Origin of the sequence: Nocardioides cavernae, from assembly GCF_013410035.1 — a bacterium.
In the GTDB taxonomy this organism is placed as follows: domain Bacteria; phylum Actinomycetota; class Actinomycetes; order Propionibacteriales; family Nocardioidaceae; genus Nocardioides; species Nocardioides cavernae_A.
In genome coordinates this window covers 541,106-555,809 of record NZ_JACCBW010000001.1, presented here as the reverse complement: position 1 = coordinate 555,809, position 14,704 = coordinate 541,106, and the positions used below count along the sequence as shown (strand labels likewise).

Here is a 14,704-nt window from a genome sequence, read left to right as displayed (position 1 = left end):
GCGGGTCCACACTGGGACCGTGCAGGCTCGGGAGCGGATGCGGCAGGTCCAGCCGCAGGTCAGCAGGTTCTACGACGGCGGCACGCTGCCCACCGCCGGCGACCCCGGCGAGCCGCCCGACCCGGCCGAGGAGATGCGCATCGTCCTCGAGCGGCACGCCGAGGAGGGCGTCGAGACCTTCGCGCTCACGCGGCGCCTGGCCTACCTCGACCGCCACCTGGGCGAGCTGCTGGTGCCGGCGACGCCGGAGTTCCGCACCGACCTGACCTCCGTGCCGGCCCTGTTCACCTGGCTGGTCCCCAAGACCGGCGCCCACCTGCCCGCCGCGCTGCTCCACGACGCCCTCGTCGCCGGCAAGGACGACCCGACGTCCTACGTCTCCACCGAGGGCCGCGAGGTCGACCGGGTGGAGGCCGACCGGGTCTTCCGCGACGCCATGGCCGACACCGGCACCGGCGTCGTCCGCCGCTGGATCGTGTGGAGCGCGGTCACGGTCGCGACGATCCTCGTGGGACGCCCCGTGCCGTGGACGCCCGCGCAGCAGTGGCGCTACCGCGTCGCGGCAGGCGTCACCATCGCCGCCATCGTCCACCTCGGCTACAGCGCGACCGCCGACCTCTTCGACCAGTCGTGGCCGCTCGCCCTCGACGTGCCGTGGATGGGCGACCGGTCCTTCCTGGCCGAGGCCGCCGGGGGGCTCTCCGGCGCCATCGTCGTCCCGCTCGCGCTGAGCCTGCTGTGGGGGCGGTTCCGGATGGCCGGGGCGATCGCCGGGGTGATGCTCGCGGTACTGCTGCACGTCACCCTCGGGCTGGCCCTGATCGGTGCGAGCTACCTGGCCCTCGAGCGGCTGGCCCGCCGGGCCCCGGCGGCGGCGTGGGCGCTCGCCGCCGTGGTCGTGGCCGGCGCGCTGGTCACGTTCGTCCTCGTCATCCTCCGCTGAGGTCGAGCCCGCCGATCTGCGCCAGCCATCGGCCGGCGAACGAGTCGGCCGGAAGGTCCTGCGTGGTGAGCTGCAGCCCGGTGCGGAAGGCGAGCACGACGAGTGCGAGCGCGAGCGCCGTCACGACCATGCCGTTGACGTTGCGGGGGAACCGGCTCGGCAGCGTGCGGACGCGGTGCCACCCGCCGACGAGGCCGGCGGTCACGATCGCGGACACGATGCTCGCGAAGGCGGCGCCCAGGACGGTGCCGAGCAGGTCGAGCCGACTGATGAGGATCGCGGACGTCGCAGCAGCCGTGGCGCCGGCGACGAGCTGGGGGAGGCTGAGGTCGAGGAGGGGCGGGCGGTCGTTCTCGTGGTCGAGGTCAGGCATCACGCGATCGGGGGTCGGGGGCAGGGCTTCCCCCGTACGACGCGCGACGCGCCCGCGTTGTTTCCGATCGTGAGCAGGCTCACCCGGCCGGCACGGGCTCAGCGCAGGGAGTACGTCGCGAGCGACACGCCGATGTAGTGGGCGGCGAAGGCGAGCACGGTGAACGAGTGGAACACCTCGTGGAAGCCGAACCACCGCGGCGACGGGTTGGGCTTCTTGAGCCCGTAGACGAGGCCGCCGAGCGTGTAGAGCACCCCGCCGACGGCGACCAGCACGAGCGTCGCGACCGCGACTCCGCTGCTGAACCTGTCGGCGCCCTCCATGAACTGCGGGATGAAGAACACCGCCGCCCAGCCGAGGGCGATGTACATCGGGGTGTAGAGCCAGCGGGGCGCGTCGGTCCAGAACACGCGGAACACCACGCCCGCGATCGCCGCCGTCCACACGACCAGCAGCAGGGTCGTGCGCGCGGTGCCGTGCAGGAAGAGCAGGGCGTACGGCGTGTAGGTGCCGGCGATCAGCACGAAGATGTTGGCGTGGTCGAAGCGCCGCAGGAACGCCCACGTGCGGGGCGACCAGGTGCCGCGGTGGTAGATCGCGGACACGGTGAAGACCAGCAGCGCGGAGAGGGCGAAGGCGGCCGACCCGATCCGGGTCGAGGCCGTCGGGGACAGGGCGACGAGGACGATGCCGGCGGCCAGCGCGAGCGGCGCCGTGGCGGCGTGCAACCAGCCGCGCAGCTTCGGCTTGACCTCGGCCATCTTGTCGGACATGACCTCGCCGGCGCGCTCGACGGCCTGCTCCACGCGGTGGCGAGGGGTCATCGGGGTCTCCATGTGCCGAAAATACCCGCACGCCGGTCGACCGCGCACACCTTCGGGGGAGATGACTCGGTCACAGCGGGGCCGGACCCGGCGTTACGATCGGCGGGTGGCGAGGCTGAAGGACGCGGTGCGGCGGGTGCTCTACCCGGCCTACGAGTCACGGGTCGTGAAGTTCCTGCCCGCCGACCAGATCCCGAAGCACGTGGGCGTGATGCTCGACGGCAACCGGCGCTGGGCCAAGGCCGTCGGCCTCAACACCGCCGAGGGCTACCAGGCGGGCGCCGACAACATCCGTCCGCTGCTGGGCTGGTGCGAGGAGGTCGGCGTCGAGGTGGTCACCCTGTGGCTGCTCTCCAGCGACAACCTCACCAACCGCCCCGTCGAGCAGATCACCGGGCTGCTCACGATCATCGAGGGCGCCGTCGAGTCGCTCGCCGAGGCCGGCCGCTGGCGGATCCACCCGGTCGGGGCGCTCGACCTGCTGCCGACAGAGACCGCCGAGCGGCTCAAGGCGGCCGAGGAGGCCACGCGCGACATCGACGGCATCCTGGTCAACGTCGCCGTCGGCTACGGCGGCCGCCGCGAGATCGCCGACGCCGTCCGCGCGCTGCTTGCCGACCACGCCACCAAGGGCACCTCCCTGGAGGAGCTCGCGGACCTCATCGACGTCGAGCACATCGCCGAGCACCTCTACACCAGGGGCCAGCCCGACCCCGACCTGGTGATCCGGACCTCCGGCGAGCAGCGCCTCGGCGGCTTCCTGCTGTGGCAGTCGGCCAACTCCGAGTTCTACTTCTGCGAGGCCCTGTGGCCCGACTTCCGGCGCGTGGACTTCCTGCGCGCCATCCGGGCGTACGCCCAGCGCGAGCGCCGCTTCGGCGGCTGAGCCGGCGGCGCGCACACGTCATACAACCGTCACCTCGCGTTCGGGCGTGTCGCCCCGGAACGGGGGAGCGGCGGGCGTACTTTCGCGACATCGGCCGGTGGGGAAGCCAGCCGAACCGGGAGGCACACCGTGGGCACTCAGATGGGAGCTCTCCGGTCCGTTGAATGACATCGGGCCGGGCGGGGAGTGCGCGCGCCGACCCGCAGCAAGGGGTTAGTCGTGGCCAGCAAGTCCTCACCCAGCTCCGCCAGCAGCACCCGCCGCACGTACGTCCTCGACACCAGCGTCCTGCTGGCCGACCCAGGGGCGATCAAGCGCTTCGCCGAGCACGAGGTCGTGCTCCCCGTCGTCGTGATCACCGAGCTGGAGGGCAAGCGCAACCACCCGGAGCTCGGCTACTTCGCCCGGTCCGCCCTCCGGGCGCTCGACGAGCTGCGGGTCGTCAACGGCCGGCTCGACCAGCCCGTGTCCGTCGGCGGCGAGGGCGGCACCCTGCGGGTCGAGCTCAACCACACCGACCCCGAGTCCCTGCCGTCGGGCTTCCGGCTCGGTGACAACGACACCCGGATCCTCGCGGTCGCGCGCAACCTCGCCAACGAGGGCCACACCGTCACCCTCGTGAGCAAGGACCTGCCGCTGCGGATCAAGGCGTCCGCGGTCGGCCTCGACGCCGAGGAGTACCGCGCGGAGACGATCCACAGCTCCGAGGCCGGCTACACCGGCATGACCGAGCTCGAGGTGCCGGCCACGGACCTCGACGAGCTCTACGAGGACGGCGTGATCGACCTCGCCGAGGCCCGCGACCTGCCCTGCCACAACGGGCTGGTGCTGCTGTCCGAGCGCGGCACCGCGCTCGGTCGCGTGGGGGCCGACAAGCGGGTGCACCTCGTCCGCGGCGACCGCGACGCCTTCGGCATCCACGGCCGCTCCGCCGAGCAGCGGGTCGCGCTGGAGATGCTGCTCGACCCGGAGGTCGGCATCGTCTCGCTCGGCGGCCGCGCCGGCACCGGCAAGTCGGCCATGGCGCTGTGCGCCGGGCTCGAGGCGGTGATGGAGCGTCGCCAGCACAAGAAGGTCGTCGTCTTCCGTCCGCTCTTCGCCGTCGGCGGCCAGGAGCTCGGCTACCTGCCGGGCTCGGAGGGCGAGAAGATGTCGCCCTGGGCCCAGGCCGTCTTCGACACCCTCGGCGCGCTGGTCTCGCGCGACGTCGTCGACGAGGTGATGGATCGCGGCATGCTCGAGGTGCTCCCGCTGACCCACATCCGCGGCCGCTCGCTCCACGACGCCTTCGTGATCGTCGACGAGGCCCAGTCCCTCGAGCGCAACGTGCTGCTGACCGTCCTGTCGCGCATCGGGGCCAACTCCAAGGTCGTCCTCACCCACGACGTCGCCCAGCGCGACAACCTGCGCGTCGGGCGCCACGACGGCATCGTCGCCGTGGTCGAGAAGCTCAAGGGCCACCCGCTCTTCGCCCACGTCACCCTCACCCGCTCCGAGCGCTCGCCGATCGCCGCGCTCGTGACCGAGATGCTGGAGGACGTCACCCTCTGAGGCCTCGCCGCCGGCCGCTGTGACGCCGGGTCGGGGCGTGTGTCCACCCCGACGCAACGGGGTGGGTACGCCTCACGACTCGGCGTTGCAACGCGGGTGGGGCCGTGGCGGTGGTCACGACCGCGTGACGTAGGGGGCGCACGAGACCGGTGTGACAGCTGTGACGGAAGGGACACCACGAGTTGTGCCGTTCGGTTTGCAGGGCCCCGGCGGCTCATGCAAGGTGGCTCGTGACCGTTTCGTGATCTCGGTCCGTCGCCGCGCGTCCCCCGCACCACCCCAGCGCGCACACCCCCGTCGCCAACCCCCGTGAGCCCCCGTGTCGAAGTCCGACAAGTACGTCCCGAAGCACCGCGCCCCCGGCAAGCACAAGGCCGCGCGCGCCCCGCGTCGCGCCCTGCGCACCGGTGTGGCCCTCACCGGCATCGCCGCCGCCGTCACCGGGGTGAGCGTCACCGGTGGCGTGTTCTTCGCCGACCCCGACGCCCTGACGCCGGCCTCCGCCGACGTCGCCACCACGACGGCGCCGGCCTCCCAGCCCGCCGAGTCGGCGGACGCCTCGTCCCCCACCGCGGAGACGACGCTGAGCGCGGCGGAGGTCCAGCAGCGCGAGGACCGCACGACCGTCAGCCGGTCCGCGCGGCGCACCGACGCGACCAAGGCCACCACGCTCGCGATGTCCGGCGGCTCCGCCGTGACCAGGTCCGAGAAGCTCTCCGAGGGCGACCCGCGTGACATCGCCCGCGCCCTGCTCCCGGTCTACGGCTTCTCCTCTGACCAGTTCTCCTGCCTCGACTCGCTCTACGTCAGCGAGTCCGGCTGGCGCGTCGACGCCGACAACCCGACCTCGTCGGCGTACGGCATCCCGCAGGCGCTGACCCAGCTGCACGACCTGCCGGCCGACTACATGACCTCCGCCGAGACGCAGATCCGGTGGGGGCTGGAGTACATCCAGGGCACCTACGGCACGCCCTGCAGCGCCTGGTCCTTCAAGCAGGGCAACGGCTGGTACTGATCCGGCTCAGCGGCCGGTCATCGAGTCCACGTCGAGGGCTGCGTCGAGCTGCTCCTCGGTGAGCTCGCCCCGCTCGACGAACCCCATCGCCAGCACGGTCTCGCGGATCGTGGCGCCGTCGGCGAGCGCCTGCTTGGCGACCTTGGCGGCCGCCTCGTAGCCGATGTGCGCGTTGAGCGGGGTGACGACCGACGGCGACGACTCGGCGTAGCGCCGCATCCGCTCCTCGTCGGCGGTGATGCCGTCGACGCACCGCTCGGCCAGCAGGACGCTCGAGGTCGACAGCAGGTGGATCGACTCGAGCAGCGCGTGCGCCATCACCGGCATCATCACGTTGAGCTCGAAGCTCCCCGAGGCGCCGGCCCAGGCGATCGTCGCGTCGTTGCCCACGACCCGAGCGCAGACCATCAACGTGGCCTCGGGCAGGACCGGGTTGACCTTGCCGGGCATGATGCTCGACCCCGGCTGCAGGTCGGGCAGGTGGATCTCGGCCAGCCCGGTGGTCGGGCCGGAGGACATCCAGCGCAGGTCGTTGCAGATCTTCGTCAACCCGACCGCGACGGTGCGCAGCACCCCGGACAGCTCGACGAGGGAGTCGCGCGTGCCCTGCGCCTCGAAGTGGTCCCGCGCCTCGGTGAAGGGCTGGCCCGTACGCGCCGCGAGCGCCGCGATCGCGCGTTCGGCGAAGGCCGCCGGGGTGTTGATGCCGGTGCCGACGGCCGTGCCGCCCAGCGGCAGCTCGCGCACGCGGGGGAGGGTCGCCTCGAGGCGCTCGGTGCCGAGCCGCAGCGTGGCGGCGTACGCCCCCATCTCCTGGCCGAGCGTGACGGGCGTGGCGTCCATGAGGTGCGTACGCCCCGACTTCACGACGTTCGCGAACTCGGTGGCCTTGGCCTCGAACGACGTCGCGAGACGGTCGAGCGCGGGCAGCAGGTCGTCGACCACCGCGAGGGTGGCCGCGACGTGGATGCTCGTCGGGAAGGTGTCGTTGCTGCTCTGCGAGGCGTTGACGTCGTCGTTGGGGTGCACCTCGACGCCCGCCCGCGCGGCGAGCGTCGCGATCACCTCGTTGGCGTTCATGTTGGAGCTGGTGCCCGAGCCGGTCTGGAAGACGTCGATCGGGAACTCGCCGTCGTGGTCGCCCGCGCCGATAGCATCGGCCGCGTCGACGATCGCGCGCGCCTGCTCGTCGCTCACGACGCCCAGCGCGGCGTTGGCGGTCGCCGCCGCGGCCTTGACGTGCGCGAGGGCCTGGACGTGCCGTGGCTGCAGGGTCAGGCCGCTGATCGGGAAGTTCTCGATCGCGCGCTGGGTCTGCGCGCGCCAGAGCGCGTCGCGGGGCACCTCGACCTCGCCCATGGAGTCGTGCTCGGTGCGGGTCGGCGTCGTGTCGTCGCTCATGGGTCGACGGTAGACCTTGACAGATAGGTAACCAAGCGGTTACCAATATCGGGTGGACCCGTTCGCCGCCCTGGCCGACCCCCTCCGCCGTGACCTCGTCGCCCGGCTGGCCCGGGGCAGCGCTCGGGTCGTGGACCTGACCGCGGAGCACGACGTCAGCCGTCCGGCGATCAGCCGGCACCTGCGCCTGCTCGCCGAGGCGGGCCTCGTCTCGGCGGAGGACCGTGGGCGCGAGCGGCACTACCGCCTCGAGCGCGGCGGGCTGCGCCCGGTGGCCGACCTGCTCGCGGCCCTCGGCGGCGCCGCCCCGCCGGTCACGGACCGGATGCTCGACGGCCTCGAGCTCGAGGTCCGACGGACCGGGCGCGACCGCCGGGCCGCCAGGACCCGGCCCCACCCCCACTCCGAACCCCACTCCCAGCCCCACTCCGAACCCCACTCCCAGCCCCACTCCCAGGAGGACACCGCATGACCACCACCCCGATGACCGGCCGCCGCGAGGAGCGCGACGGCACGCCCCTGCTCGTGATCGAGCGCGAGCTGCGCGCCCCGGTCGAGGACGTGTGGGCCGCCTGCACGGACCCGACGCGGATGGAGCGCTGGATCGGCACGTGGAGCGGCGACCCGGCGTCCGGCGTCGTGTCGTTCCGGATGACCGCCGAGGGGGAGGACGTGCCGGCCGAGGAGATGGACGTGCTGGCCTGCGAGCCGCCGCACCGCTTCGCCGTCCGGGGCCGGGACCCGCAGCCCTTCAGCGAGGACGGCTCGGGCGAGACGGCGTACTGGGAGATGGAGCTCGAGCTCCGCGAGCACGACGGCGTCACGGCGCTGCGGTTCGTCCAGGTGCTGGCGCCGGGGGACCTGGGGGTGGAGATGGTCTCCAGCGTCGGGCCCGGCTGGGAGTACTACCTCGACCGGCTCGCCGCGACGTTCTCCGGCGACCCGGTGGAGACGGTCGCCTGGCAGCGCTACGAGGGCGGGGCGGGCCACTACCGCGAGCAGTTCACCCGAGGGTGACCGCGCCCGGCGTTGCGACGACCGGACCGGGCCCCGCGGCTGGGACCATCACCCGATGCGTCCACTGCGTCTCGGGGTCGGCTGCGCGCTGACCGTCCTCCTCGGTTCCGGCTGCTCGGTGCTCGGCGGCGACGACGGACCGCGGGCGGCCGACACGGCGGACGACCTGGCCGCCGCGCTGTCCGCCCACTCGCTCGGCGACGTGCCGCTGGTGGACGAGGCGGCGCGCGAGGCGTTCGCCGACCTCGTCGGCCCGCTCGACGAGGTCCGCGTGTCCGTCGAGGTCCTCGACGTGGTGGAGGTCGAGGAGGAGGGGCGCGCGGACGCCACCCTCGGCTGGCGGTGGGAGGTCGCCGACGGGGCAGCCTGGGAGTACGAGACGACGGTCGGCCTCACGCAGGGCACGGACGGGGGGACGTGGGCGGTCGGGTGGAGGCCCGACGACCTCGCCCCCGACCTCGCCGACGGCGACACGCTCGGGCTGCGCACCGTCGCTCCCGTGCGGGGCGACATCACCGGGGCCGATGGCGCCGTCCTCGTCACCGAGCGCCCGGTGCTGCGCTACGGACTCGACAAGACCAAGGTCGAGGGCGGGCAGGTGGCCCGCAGCGCGCGGCGGATCGCGCGTGCGCTGGACGTCGACGTGGCCTCGTACGTCCAGCGGGCGGAGGCGATGGGGCCCGACGCCTTCGTCGAGGCGATCGTGCTGCGCGAGGACGAGGCCCTCGACGTCCTCCCGGCCTTCCGCGACGTCCGCGGCGCGCTCGCCGTACGCGACACCCTGCCGCTGGCGCCGACCCGCGAGTTCGCCGCCGCCCTGCTGGGCCGCGTCGGTCCGGCCACCGCCGAGGTCGTCGAGGAGTCGGGCGGTCGCATCGCCGCCGGCGACGAGGTCGGCCTGTCGGGGCTCCAGGCGCGCTACGACGAGCAGCTCACCGGTACGCCCGGCGCGGCCGTCGTCGCGCGGGACGCGGGCGACCGGCTGCGCACCCTCTTCGAGGCGCCCGCGACCGACGGCGCCGACCTGGTCACGACCCTCGACCCGGCCCTCCAGCAGGAGGCCGAGACGGCGCTGGCCACCCTCGGCGACGGCGCCCCGGCGGCCGCGCTGGTCGCGATCCGGCCGTCCGACGGCGCGGTCCTCGCCACCGCCAACGGCTCCGGCGCGGCCGGCTCGGACCTCGCCTCGATGGGGCAGTACGCGCCCGGCTCGACGTTCAAGGTCGTCTCGTCGCTGGCCCTGCTGCGCAGCGGGCTGCGTGCCGACGACGTGGTGTCCTGCCCCGCGACGACCGTCGTGGACGGCCGCTCGTTCACCAACTACGACGACTACCCGGCCTCGGCCGTCGGCGACATCACCTTCACCCAGGCGATCGCGCAGTCGTGCAACACCGCGCTCATCGGCAACGTGGACCGGCTGGGCCCCGGGGACCTGGCCGCCGCCGCACAGGCGCTGGGGCTCGGCACCGACCACGACCTGGGCTTCCCGGTCTACTTCGGGCAGGTGCCCCCGCCGGAGACCGAGACCGGCGCCGCGGCGGACATGATCGGCCAGGGCACCGTGCTCGCCAGCCCGTTCTCGATGGCCACCGTCGCGGCGTCCGTCCGGGCCGGCCGCGCCGTGCTCCCGGTCCTGCTCCCCGAGCACCAGGTCGACCAGGTGCCGCCCGAGCGACCTCTGACCGGCGCGGAGGCCGGCACCCTGCGGGGGCTGATGCGCGCCGTCGTCACCACCGGGTCCGGGCGCTTCCTCCAGGACGTGGAGGGAGAGATCGGTGCCAAGACCGGCACCGCGGAGTACGGCGAGCCCGACGCATCCGGTGCGCTGCCGACGCACGCCTGGATGATCGCCACCCGCGGGGACCTCGCGGTCGCCGTGTTCGTCGCGACGGGCGTGTCGGGCTCGCAGACCGCCGGTCCGGTCCTGGAGGCGTTCCTGCGAGCGGCAGGCTAGACCTGCGTGACCGGACGGCGCGCGAGGTAGAGGTAGTACTGCTCCGGGCGGTCCTGCAGCAGCACGTCGTGCGCCTGCTCCTCGGCCTCGCCGAACACCGACCGCATCGCGCCCAGCAGCCCGGGGGCGGCGTTGGCGGACCACACGACCAGCACCCCGCCCGGCGCCAGCAGGTCGCGGCACTGCGCGAGGAACGGCTGCTCGTAGACCGTCTCGTTGCCCGCGTGGACGAGGTAGCCGGGCCCGTTGTCGACGTCGAGCAGCACCAGGTCGTACGTCGAGCGGGCCTCCGCGATGGCCATCGAGATGTCGGCGTTGACGACCGACGCGCGGGTGTCGGCGAGGAGGGCGGGACCGTGGGGGACGGTGCCGTCGCGCATCCACTGGACCAGCGGCTCCTCGATCTCGACGACCACCGCTCGCTCGACCCGGGGGTCGGCGAGGACCCGTTGCAGGGTGTAGCCCAGGCCCAGGCCGCCGATGAGCACCGACGCGGGCCGCTCGACCAGGTCGAGCGCCTGGGCGGCGAGCTCGATCTCGCTGGTCGTCTCCAGGGTGTCCATCACGAAGACGCCGTTGACCCGCAGCTCGAGCACGTCGGCCGCGGTGTCGGAGCTGCGTCGGCGCAGCACGACGTCGCCGCGCTCGGTCTCGGCCCGGGCCAGCTCGACGTGTTCCACGCGGACCATCCTGCCAAGGGGCTTCCGGTCCCGCCTGACACGGGCGGATGGTGGGACCGGCCGGCGTGGGAGGCCCGGTCCGGGCGAGGGTCTGGGAGGGCCTGGGGAGGGTCTGTCGAAGGTCGCCGCGGAGAACCCGGTGCGTGAAAAGGCTGCCCTGACGGCCCTCGGCCGTTTACGTTGAACGGGTGTACACCGTCGGCAGGGCCTCGGAGCTCACCGGCGTGCCCTCCGGGACCCTCCGCAAGTGGGAGCAGCGCTACGGGGTCGTGGTCCCGCAGCGCTCGCCCGGCAACTACCGGCTCTACGACGACGAGGCGGTCCGGCGGCTCAGCGTGATGCGCAGCCTGGTCGACGCCGGGTGGACCGCGCAGGAGGCCGCGCGCCACGTCGTTGACGACGTGGCAGCCGCCGAGGCGCAGGTCGAGCGTCCCGAGGAGCCGGCCTACGAGGCGCACTTCGACACCCTCGTCGCGTGCGCGCAGGACTTCGACGTGCCCCGGCTGGAGCGGCTGCTCGTCGACGGCTTCGCGAGCCCCGACCTCGCGTCCGTGGTCGACGACTGGCTGCTCCCGTCGATGGTCCACCTCGGCCGTGCCTGGCAGCGCGGGCACGTCTCGGTGGCCGGCGAGCACTTCGTGACCGCGGCGGTGCACCGACGTCTCGCCCAGGTGTTCCAGTCCCTGCACCCAGCGCCCAGCGGCGGGCCGCGCGTGGTCGTGGGGCTGCCGCGCGGCGCGCGTCACGAGCTCGGCGTGCTGGCGTTCGCGATGGTGCTGCGCGCGCGGGGCGTGGCCGTGACCTACCTCGGTGGCGACCTCCCCCTCGAGGCCTGGGTCGGCGCCGTCCGGCTGATCGCCCCCGACGCGGCCGTGCTCGCCGCGCCGACGCTCGAGGACCTGCCTGCGACCCGGGAGGTCGTCGAGGCCATGGCGCCGATGACCAGGGTGCTGGTCGGCGGAGCCTTCCAGGCCGAGGTCGGGGGAGCGCACCACCTCGGCCACCTCGCCGGCTCCGCCGCCTCCGCGCTCGCCCGCGAGCTCGGCGCCGTCAGCTAGCTGCTCATCGCGCCCCGCCGCGCGTCACGACCTCGTACGCGTGCGGTGGGGCTCAGCGGGCCGAGGTCGGCGCGGCCTCGTCGTCGCAGCCGGCGCTGAACCCGCCCCCCGTCGCGAGGACCATCGAGCAGTCCTGGTCGGTCACGGGGGCGGACGTCGTGCCCGCGGCGGCGGTGACGGACCCGCAGGCCGCAGCCAGGATGGCGACGATGCCGGCCACCCGGAGCCGACGGTTGAGGCGTGCCTCGACCGCGTCGGCGTCCTCGTCGATGAGCGTCATCGTGCCCTCCTTGGGCTTGTCCACAGTTTGTCCACCGTTGGTGGAAAACGGACGCTAGCGAGGGTGTACACACTTTGTCCACTCTTGGGTACCCTTGCGGACGTGTACACCGCCGGACGCACCGCAGAGCTCACCGGAGTCCCTCGCGAGACCCTCCGCAAGTGGGAGCAGCGCTACGGCGTGGTCCAGCCGACGAGGAGCGAGGGCAACTACCGCCTCTACGACGACGAGGCCGTCCGCCGGCTCGCCGCGATGCGTGACCTGGTCGACTCCGGGTGGTCGCCGCGCGACGCGGCTCGGCACGTCCTCGACGAGCCGGCCACCGCGACCGTCGCCGGCCTCGAGGCCCCCGGCGGTTCCCCGCACGAGGAGCTCGACGAGCTCGCCGCAGCGGGGGAGGACTTCGACGTGGTCCGCGTCGAGGACCTGCTCGACAAGGCCTTCGCGGAGGCCGACCTGGCCACGACCGTCGACGAGTGGCTGCTCCCCTCGCTCGTCAGGCTGGGCGAGGCCTGGCAGCGGGGCGCGGTGAGCGTCGCGGGCGAGCACTTCGTCAGCGCCGCCGTGGTGCGCCGCATCTCGCACGCCTTCCAGCAGCTGCCGCACGCACCGGCGGGGGCGCCCCGGGTGATGGTCGGCCTCGTGCGCGGCTCGCGCCACGAGCTGGGGGTGCTCGCCTTCGCGCTGGTCATGCGCAGCCGCGGGATGGACGTCGCCTACCTCGGTGCGGACCTGCCGGTCGAGGCGTGGGTCGACACCGCCCGGACGCTGCAGCCGGCGGCCGTCGTGCTCAGCGCGCCGACCGTCGAGGACCTGCCGGCGGTCCGGGAGGCCGCCCAGGCGATCGCCCCCCATGCCCCGGTCTTCCTCGGGGGCGCGCAGCAGCACCGCGTCGACGGTGCCGAGCCCCTGGGTCACCGCATCGGCGAGGCGGCGGCGGAGCTCGCCGCGCGCCTCGGCGACGGCGGCTGAGCCCGCGGAGTCCTACTCCGCGGAGCGCACCCGGATGCCGGCTCCCGTCAACGAGCTCAGCGGGACGGTCACCGCCCCCGAGGGGTCGGTGAAGAAGTCGTTGCCCTTGTCGTCGACGACGATGAAGGCGGGGAAGTCCTCGACCTCGATCTTCCAGACGGCCTCCATGCCGAGCTCCTCGTACTCCACGACCTCGACCGAGCGGATGCAGTCCTGCGCGAGGCGCGCGGCGGGTCCGCCGATCGAGCCGAGGTAGAAGCCGCCGTGGGTGCCGCACGCCTGGGTCACCTGCTTCGACCGGTTGCCCTTGGCGAGCATGACCATCGAGCCGCCCGCGGCCTGGAACTGCTCGACGTAGGAGTCCATCCGGCCGGCCGTGGTGGGGCCGAAGGACCCGGACGGCATGCCCTCAGGCGTCTTGGCCGGGCCGGCGTAGTAGACGGGGTGGTCCTTGAGGTAGGCGGGCATCTCCTCGCCCGCGTCGAGCCGCTCCTTGATCTTGGCGTGCGCGATGTCGCGTGCCACCACCAGCGGTCCGGTGAGGGAGAGCCGCGTCTTGACCGGGTGCTTCGAGAGCTCGGCGAGGATGTCGGGCATCGGCTGGTTGAGGTCGATCGGGACCACCGCGCCGCCCTCGATGTCGTGGGCCATCCCGGCGTCGGGCATGTACTGGGCGGGGTCGGTCTCGAGCTGCTCGAGGAAGACACCGTCCGGCGTGATCTTGCCGAGCGCCTGGCGGTCGGCCGAGCAGGAGACGGCGATGGCGACGGGGCAGGAGGCGCCGTGGCGGGGCAGCCGGACCACTCGGACGTCGTGGCAGAAGTACTTCCCGCCGAACTGCGCGCCGATCCCGAAGGACTGGGTCAGCTCGAACACCTTCTCCTCGAGCTCGACGTCGCGGATGCCGTGGGCGGCCATGGAGCCCTCGGTCGGCAGGTCGTCGAGGTAGTGCGCGGAGGCGTACTTGGCGGTCTTGAGCGCGAACTCCGCGCTGGTACCGCCGATGACGACGGCGAGGTGGTACGGCGGGCAGGCCGCGGTGCCGAGCGAGCGGATCTTCTCGTCGAGGAACTCCATCAGCCGCGTCGGGTTGAGGACGGCCTTGGTCTCCTGGAAGAGGAACGACTTGTTGGCCGAGCCGCCGCCCTTGGCCATGAAGAGGAACTTGTACTCCGGCACGTCCGTGGCGGGCGTGGAGTAGAGCTCGATCTGCGCCGGCAGGTTGGTGCCGGTGTTCTTCTCCTCGAACGTCGTCAGGGGAGCGAGCTGGGAGTAGCGCAGGTTGAGGCGGGTGTAGGCGTCGTAGACGCCCCTGCTGATCGCCTCGCCGTCGTCGGAGCCGGTGAGGACGCCCTCGGACTTCTTGCCCATCACGATCGCGGTGCCGGTGTCCTGGCACATCGGCAGCACGCCGCCGGCGGAGATGTTGACGTTCTTGAGCAGGTCGAGCGCCACGAAGCGGTCGTTGCCCGACGCCTCGGGGTCGTCGATGATCCGGCGCAGCTGGGAGAGGTGGCCGGGCCGCAGGTAGTGGCTGATGTCGTGCATCGCCTCCTCGGTGAGCCGGCGGATGGCCTCCGGCTCGACCTGCAGGAACGTCCGGCCGCCCACCTCGACGGTCGACACGCCGTCGGTCGTGACCAGTCTGTACGGCGTCTCGTCCGCACCGTTGGAGCCGGACGTCGGGAGGAGGTCGGAGTAGTGGAACTCTGCTGCGCTCACGAGTGCTGAGCGTACGCCGCCGGCACCG

Annotated in this window: 15 protein-coding genes; 9 read left to right on the top strand and 6 right to left on the bottom strand. The window is 73.1% G+C overall.

What is annotated here, in order from left to right:
* The first annotated feature begins 19 nt into the window (after window positions 1-19).
* Window positions 20-943, top strand: coding sequence for a DUF1353 domain-containing protein (locus F4692_RS02720; RefSeq protein WP_179618090.1), 924 nt, complete (start codon window positions 20-22; stop codon window positions 941-943).
* On the opposite strand, the gene F4692_RS02715 is transcribed toward F4692_RS02720, so the two are convergent.
* A complete protein-coding gene (locus F4692_RS02715) occupies window positions 930-1,316 on the bottom strand; it encodes a hypothetical protein (protein ID WP_179618089.1) in 387 nt (128 codons plus the stop codon). The genes F4692_RS02720 and F4692_RS02715 overlap by 14 nt on opposite strands.
* Window positions 1,317-1,414: 98 nt before the next feature.
* Window positions 1,415-2,152, bottom strand: a complete 738-nt coding sequence (trhA, locus tag F4692_RS02710) for a PAQR family membrane homeostasis protein TrhA (protein ID WP_218858130.1) — start codon at window positions 2,150-2,152, stop codon at window positions 1,415-1,417.
* A gap of 49 nt (window positions 2,153-2,201) precedes the next feature.
* Here trhA and F4692_RS02705 point away from each other — a divergent pair, with 49 nt between their 5' ends.
* The 3 genes from F4692_RS02705 (at window position 2,202) to F4692_RS02695 (ending at window position 5,592) form a co-directional block, all read left to right on the top strand.
* Window positions 2,202-3,026 carry an isoprenyl transferase gene (locus F4692_RS02705; protein WP_179618088.1) on the top strand — a complete coding sequence of 275 codons (825 nt, stop codon included), beginning with the start codon at window positions 2,202-2,204 and terminating at the stop codon, window positions 3,024-3,026.
* A 219-nt stretch (window positions 3,027-3,245) separates the two neighbouring features.
* The gene (locus F4692_RS02700; RefSeq protein WP_179618087.1) at window positions 3,246-4,577 is read left to right on the top strand and encodes a PhoH family protein; all 1,332 of its coding nucleotides are present in this window, start codon (window positions 3,246-3,248) and stop codon (window positions 4,575-4,577) included.
* A gap of 319 nt (window positions 4,578-4,896) precedes the next feature.
* Entirely contained in the window at window positions 4,897-5,592 is a 696-nt protein-coding gene (locus tag F4692_RS02695; RefSeq protein WP_179618086.1) for an aggregation-promoting factor C-terminal-like domain-containing protein, read from the top strand.
* A 6-nt stretch (window positions 5,593-5,598) separates the two neighbouring features.
* Here F4692_RS02695 and F4692_RS02690 read toward each other — a convergent pair whose 3' ends face one another.
* A complete protein-coding gene (locus tag F4692_RS02690) occupies window positions 5,599-6,993 on the bottom strand; it encodes a class II fumarate hydratase (RefSeq protein ID WP_179618085.1) in 1,395 nt (464 codons plus the stop codon).
* A 52-nt stretch (window positions 6,994-7,045) separates the two neighbouring features.
* On the opposite strand from F4692_RS02690, the gene F4692_RS02685 reads away from it, so the two are divergent.
* The 3 genes from F4692_RS02685 to F4692_RS02675 are packed head-to-tail and all read left to right on the top strand — an operon-like array spanning window position 7,046 to window position 9,964.
* The gene (locus F4692_RS02685) at window positions 7,046-7,465 is read left to right on the top strand and encodes an ArsR/SmtB family transcription factor (protein WP_179618084.1); all 420 of its coding nucleotides are present in this window, start codon (window positions 7,046-7,048) and stop codon (window positions 7,463-7,465) included.
* Complete coding sequence (locus F4692_RS02680; protein ID WP_179618083.1) at window positions 7,462-8,010, top strand: SRPBCC family protein; 549 nt, start codon at window positions 7,462-7,464, stop codon at window positions 8,008-8,010. The genes F4692_RS02685 and F4692_RS02680 overlap by 4 nt, the downstream gene beginning before the upstream one ends.
* Window positions 8,011-8,065: 55 nt before the next feature.
* Window positions 8,066-9,964, top strand: a complete 1,899-nt coding sequence (locus tag F4692_RS02675; RefSeq protein WP_179618082.1) for a penicillin-binding transpeptidase domain-containing protein — start codon at window positions 8,066-8,068, stop codon at window positions 9,962-9,964.
* Here F4692_RS02675 and F4692_RS02670 read toward each other — a convergent pair.
* Window positions 9,961-10,653 carry a spermidine synthase gene (locus tag F4692_RS02670; protein ID WP_179618081.1) on the bottom strand — a complete coding sequence of 231 codons (693 nt, stop codon included), beginning with the start codon at window positions 10,651-10,653 and terminating at the stop codon, window positions 9,961-9,963. The two genes, F4692_RS02675 and F4692_RS02670, sit on opposite strands and share 4 nt — an antisense overlap.
* Window positions 10,654-10,832: 179 nt before the next feature.
* Between F4692_RS02670 and F4692_RS02665 the strand changes: the two genes are divergently transcribed.
* The gene (locus tag F4692_RS02665; protein ID WP_179618080.1) at window positions 10,833-11,702 is read left to right on the top strand and encodes a MerR family transcriptional regulator; all 870 of its coding nucleotides are present in this window, start codon (window positions 10,833-10,835) and stop codon (window positions 11,700-11,702) included.
* Window positions 11,703-11,754: 52 nt separating this feature from the next.
* On the opposite strand, the gene F4692_RS02660 is transcribed toward F4692_RS02665, so the two are convergent.
* On the bottom strand, window positions 11,755-11,982 hold the full coding sequence (locus F4692_RS02660; RefSeq protein WP_179618079.1) for a hypothetical protein: 228 nt from the start codon (window positions 11,980-11,982) through the stop codon (window positions 11,755-11,757).
* A 102-nt stretch (window positions 11,983-12,084) separates the two neighbouring features.
* Here F4692_RS02660 and F4692_RS02655 point away from each other — a divergent pair, with 102 nt between their 5' ends.
* Window positions 12,085-12,954, top strand: coding sequence for a MerR family transcriptional regulator (locus F4692_RS02655; RefSeq protein WP_179618078.1), 870 nt, complete (start codon window positions 12,085-12,087; stop codon window positions 12,952-12,954).
* A gap of 12 nt (window positions 12,955-12,966) precedes the next feature.
* Here the strand turns inward: F4692_RS02655 and F4692_RS02650 are convergent, their stop codons facing one another.
* Window positions 12,967-14,676 (bottom strand): fumarate hydratase, encoded by a 1,710-nt coding sequence (locus tag F4692_RS02650; protein ID WP_179618077.1) that lies wholly within the window; start codon window positions 14,674-14,676, stop codon window positions 12,967-12,969.
* Window positions 14,677-14,704 lie beyond the last annotated feature (28 nt).

Coding starts and splice junctions, on each gene's coding strand:
- F4692_RS02715 (WP_179618089.1), bottom strand. CDS start 1,316: ATGCCTGACCTCGACCACGAGAACGACCGCCCGCCCCTCCTCGACCTC.
- trhA (WP_218858130.1), bottom strand. CDS start 2,152: ATGGAGACCCCGATGACCCCTCGCCACCGCGTGGAGCAGGCCGTCGAG.
- F4692_RS02705 (WP_179618088.1), top strand. CDS start 2,202: ATGACTCGGTCACAGCGGGGCCGGACCCGGCGTTACGATCGGCGGGTG.
- F4692_RS02690 (WP_179618085.1), bottom strand. CDS start 6,993: ATGAGCGACGACACGACGCCGACCCGCACCGAGCACGACTCCATGGGC.
- F4692_RS02680 (WP_179618083.1), top strand. CDS start 7,462: ATGACCACCACCCCGATGACCGGCCGCCGCGAGGAGCGCGACGGCACG.
- F4692_RS02675 (WP_179618082.1), top strand. CDS start 8,066: ATGCGTCCACTGCGTCTCGGGGTCGGCTGCGCGCTGACCGTCCTCCTC.
- F4692_RS02670 (WP_179618081.1), bottom strand. CDS start 10,653: ATGGTCCGCGTGGAACACGTCGAGCTGGCCCGGGCCGAGACCGAGCGC.
- F4692_RS02660 (WP_179618079.1), bottom strand. CDS start 11,982: ATGACGCTCATCGACGAGGACGCCGACGCGGTCGAGGCACGCCTCAAC.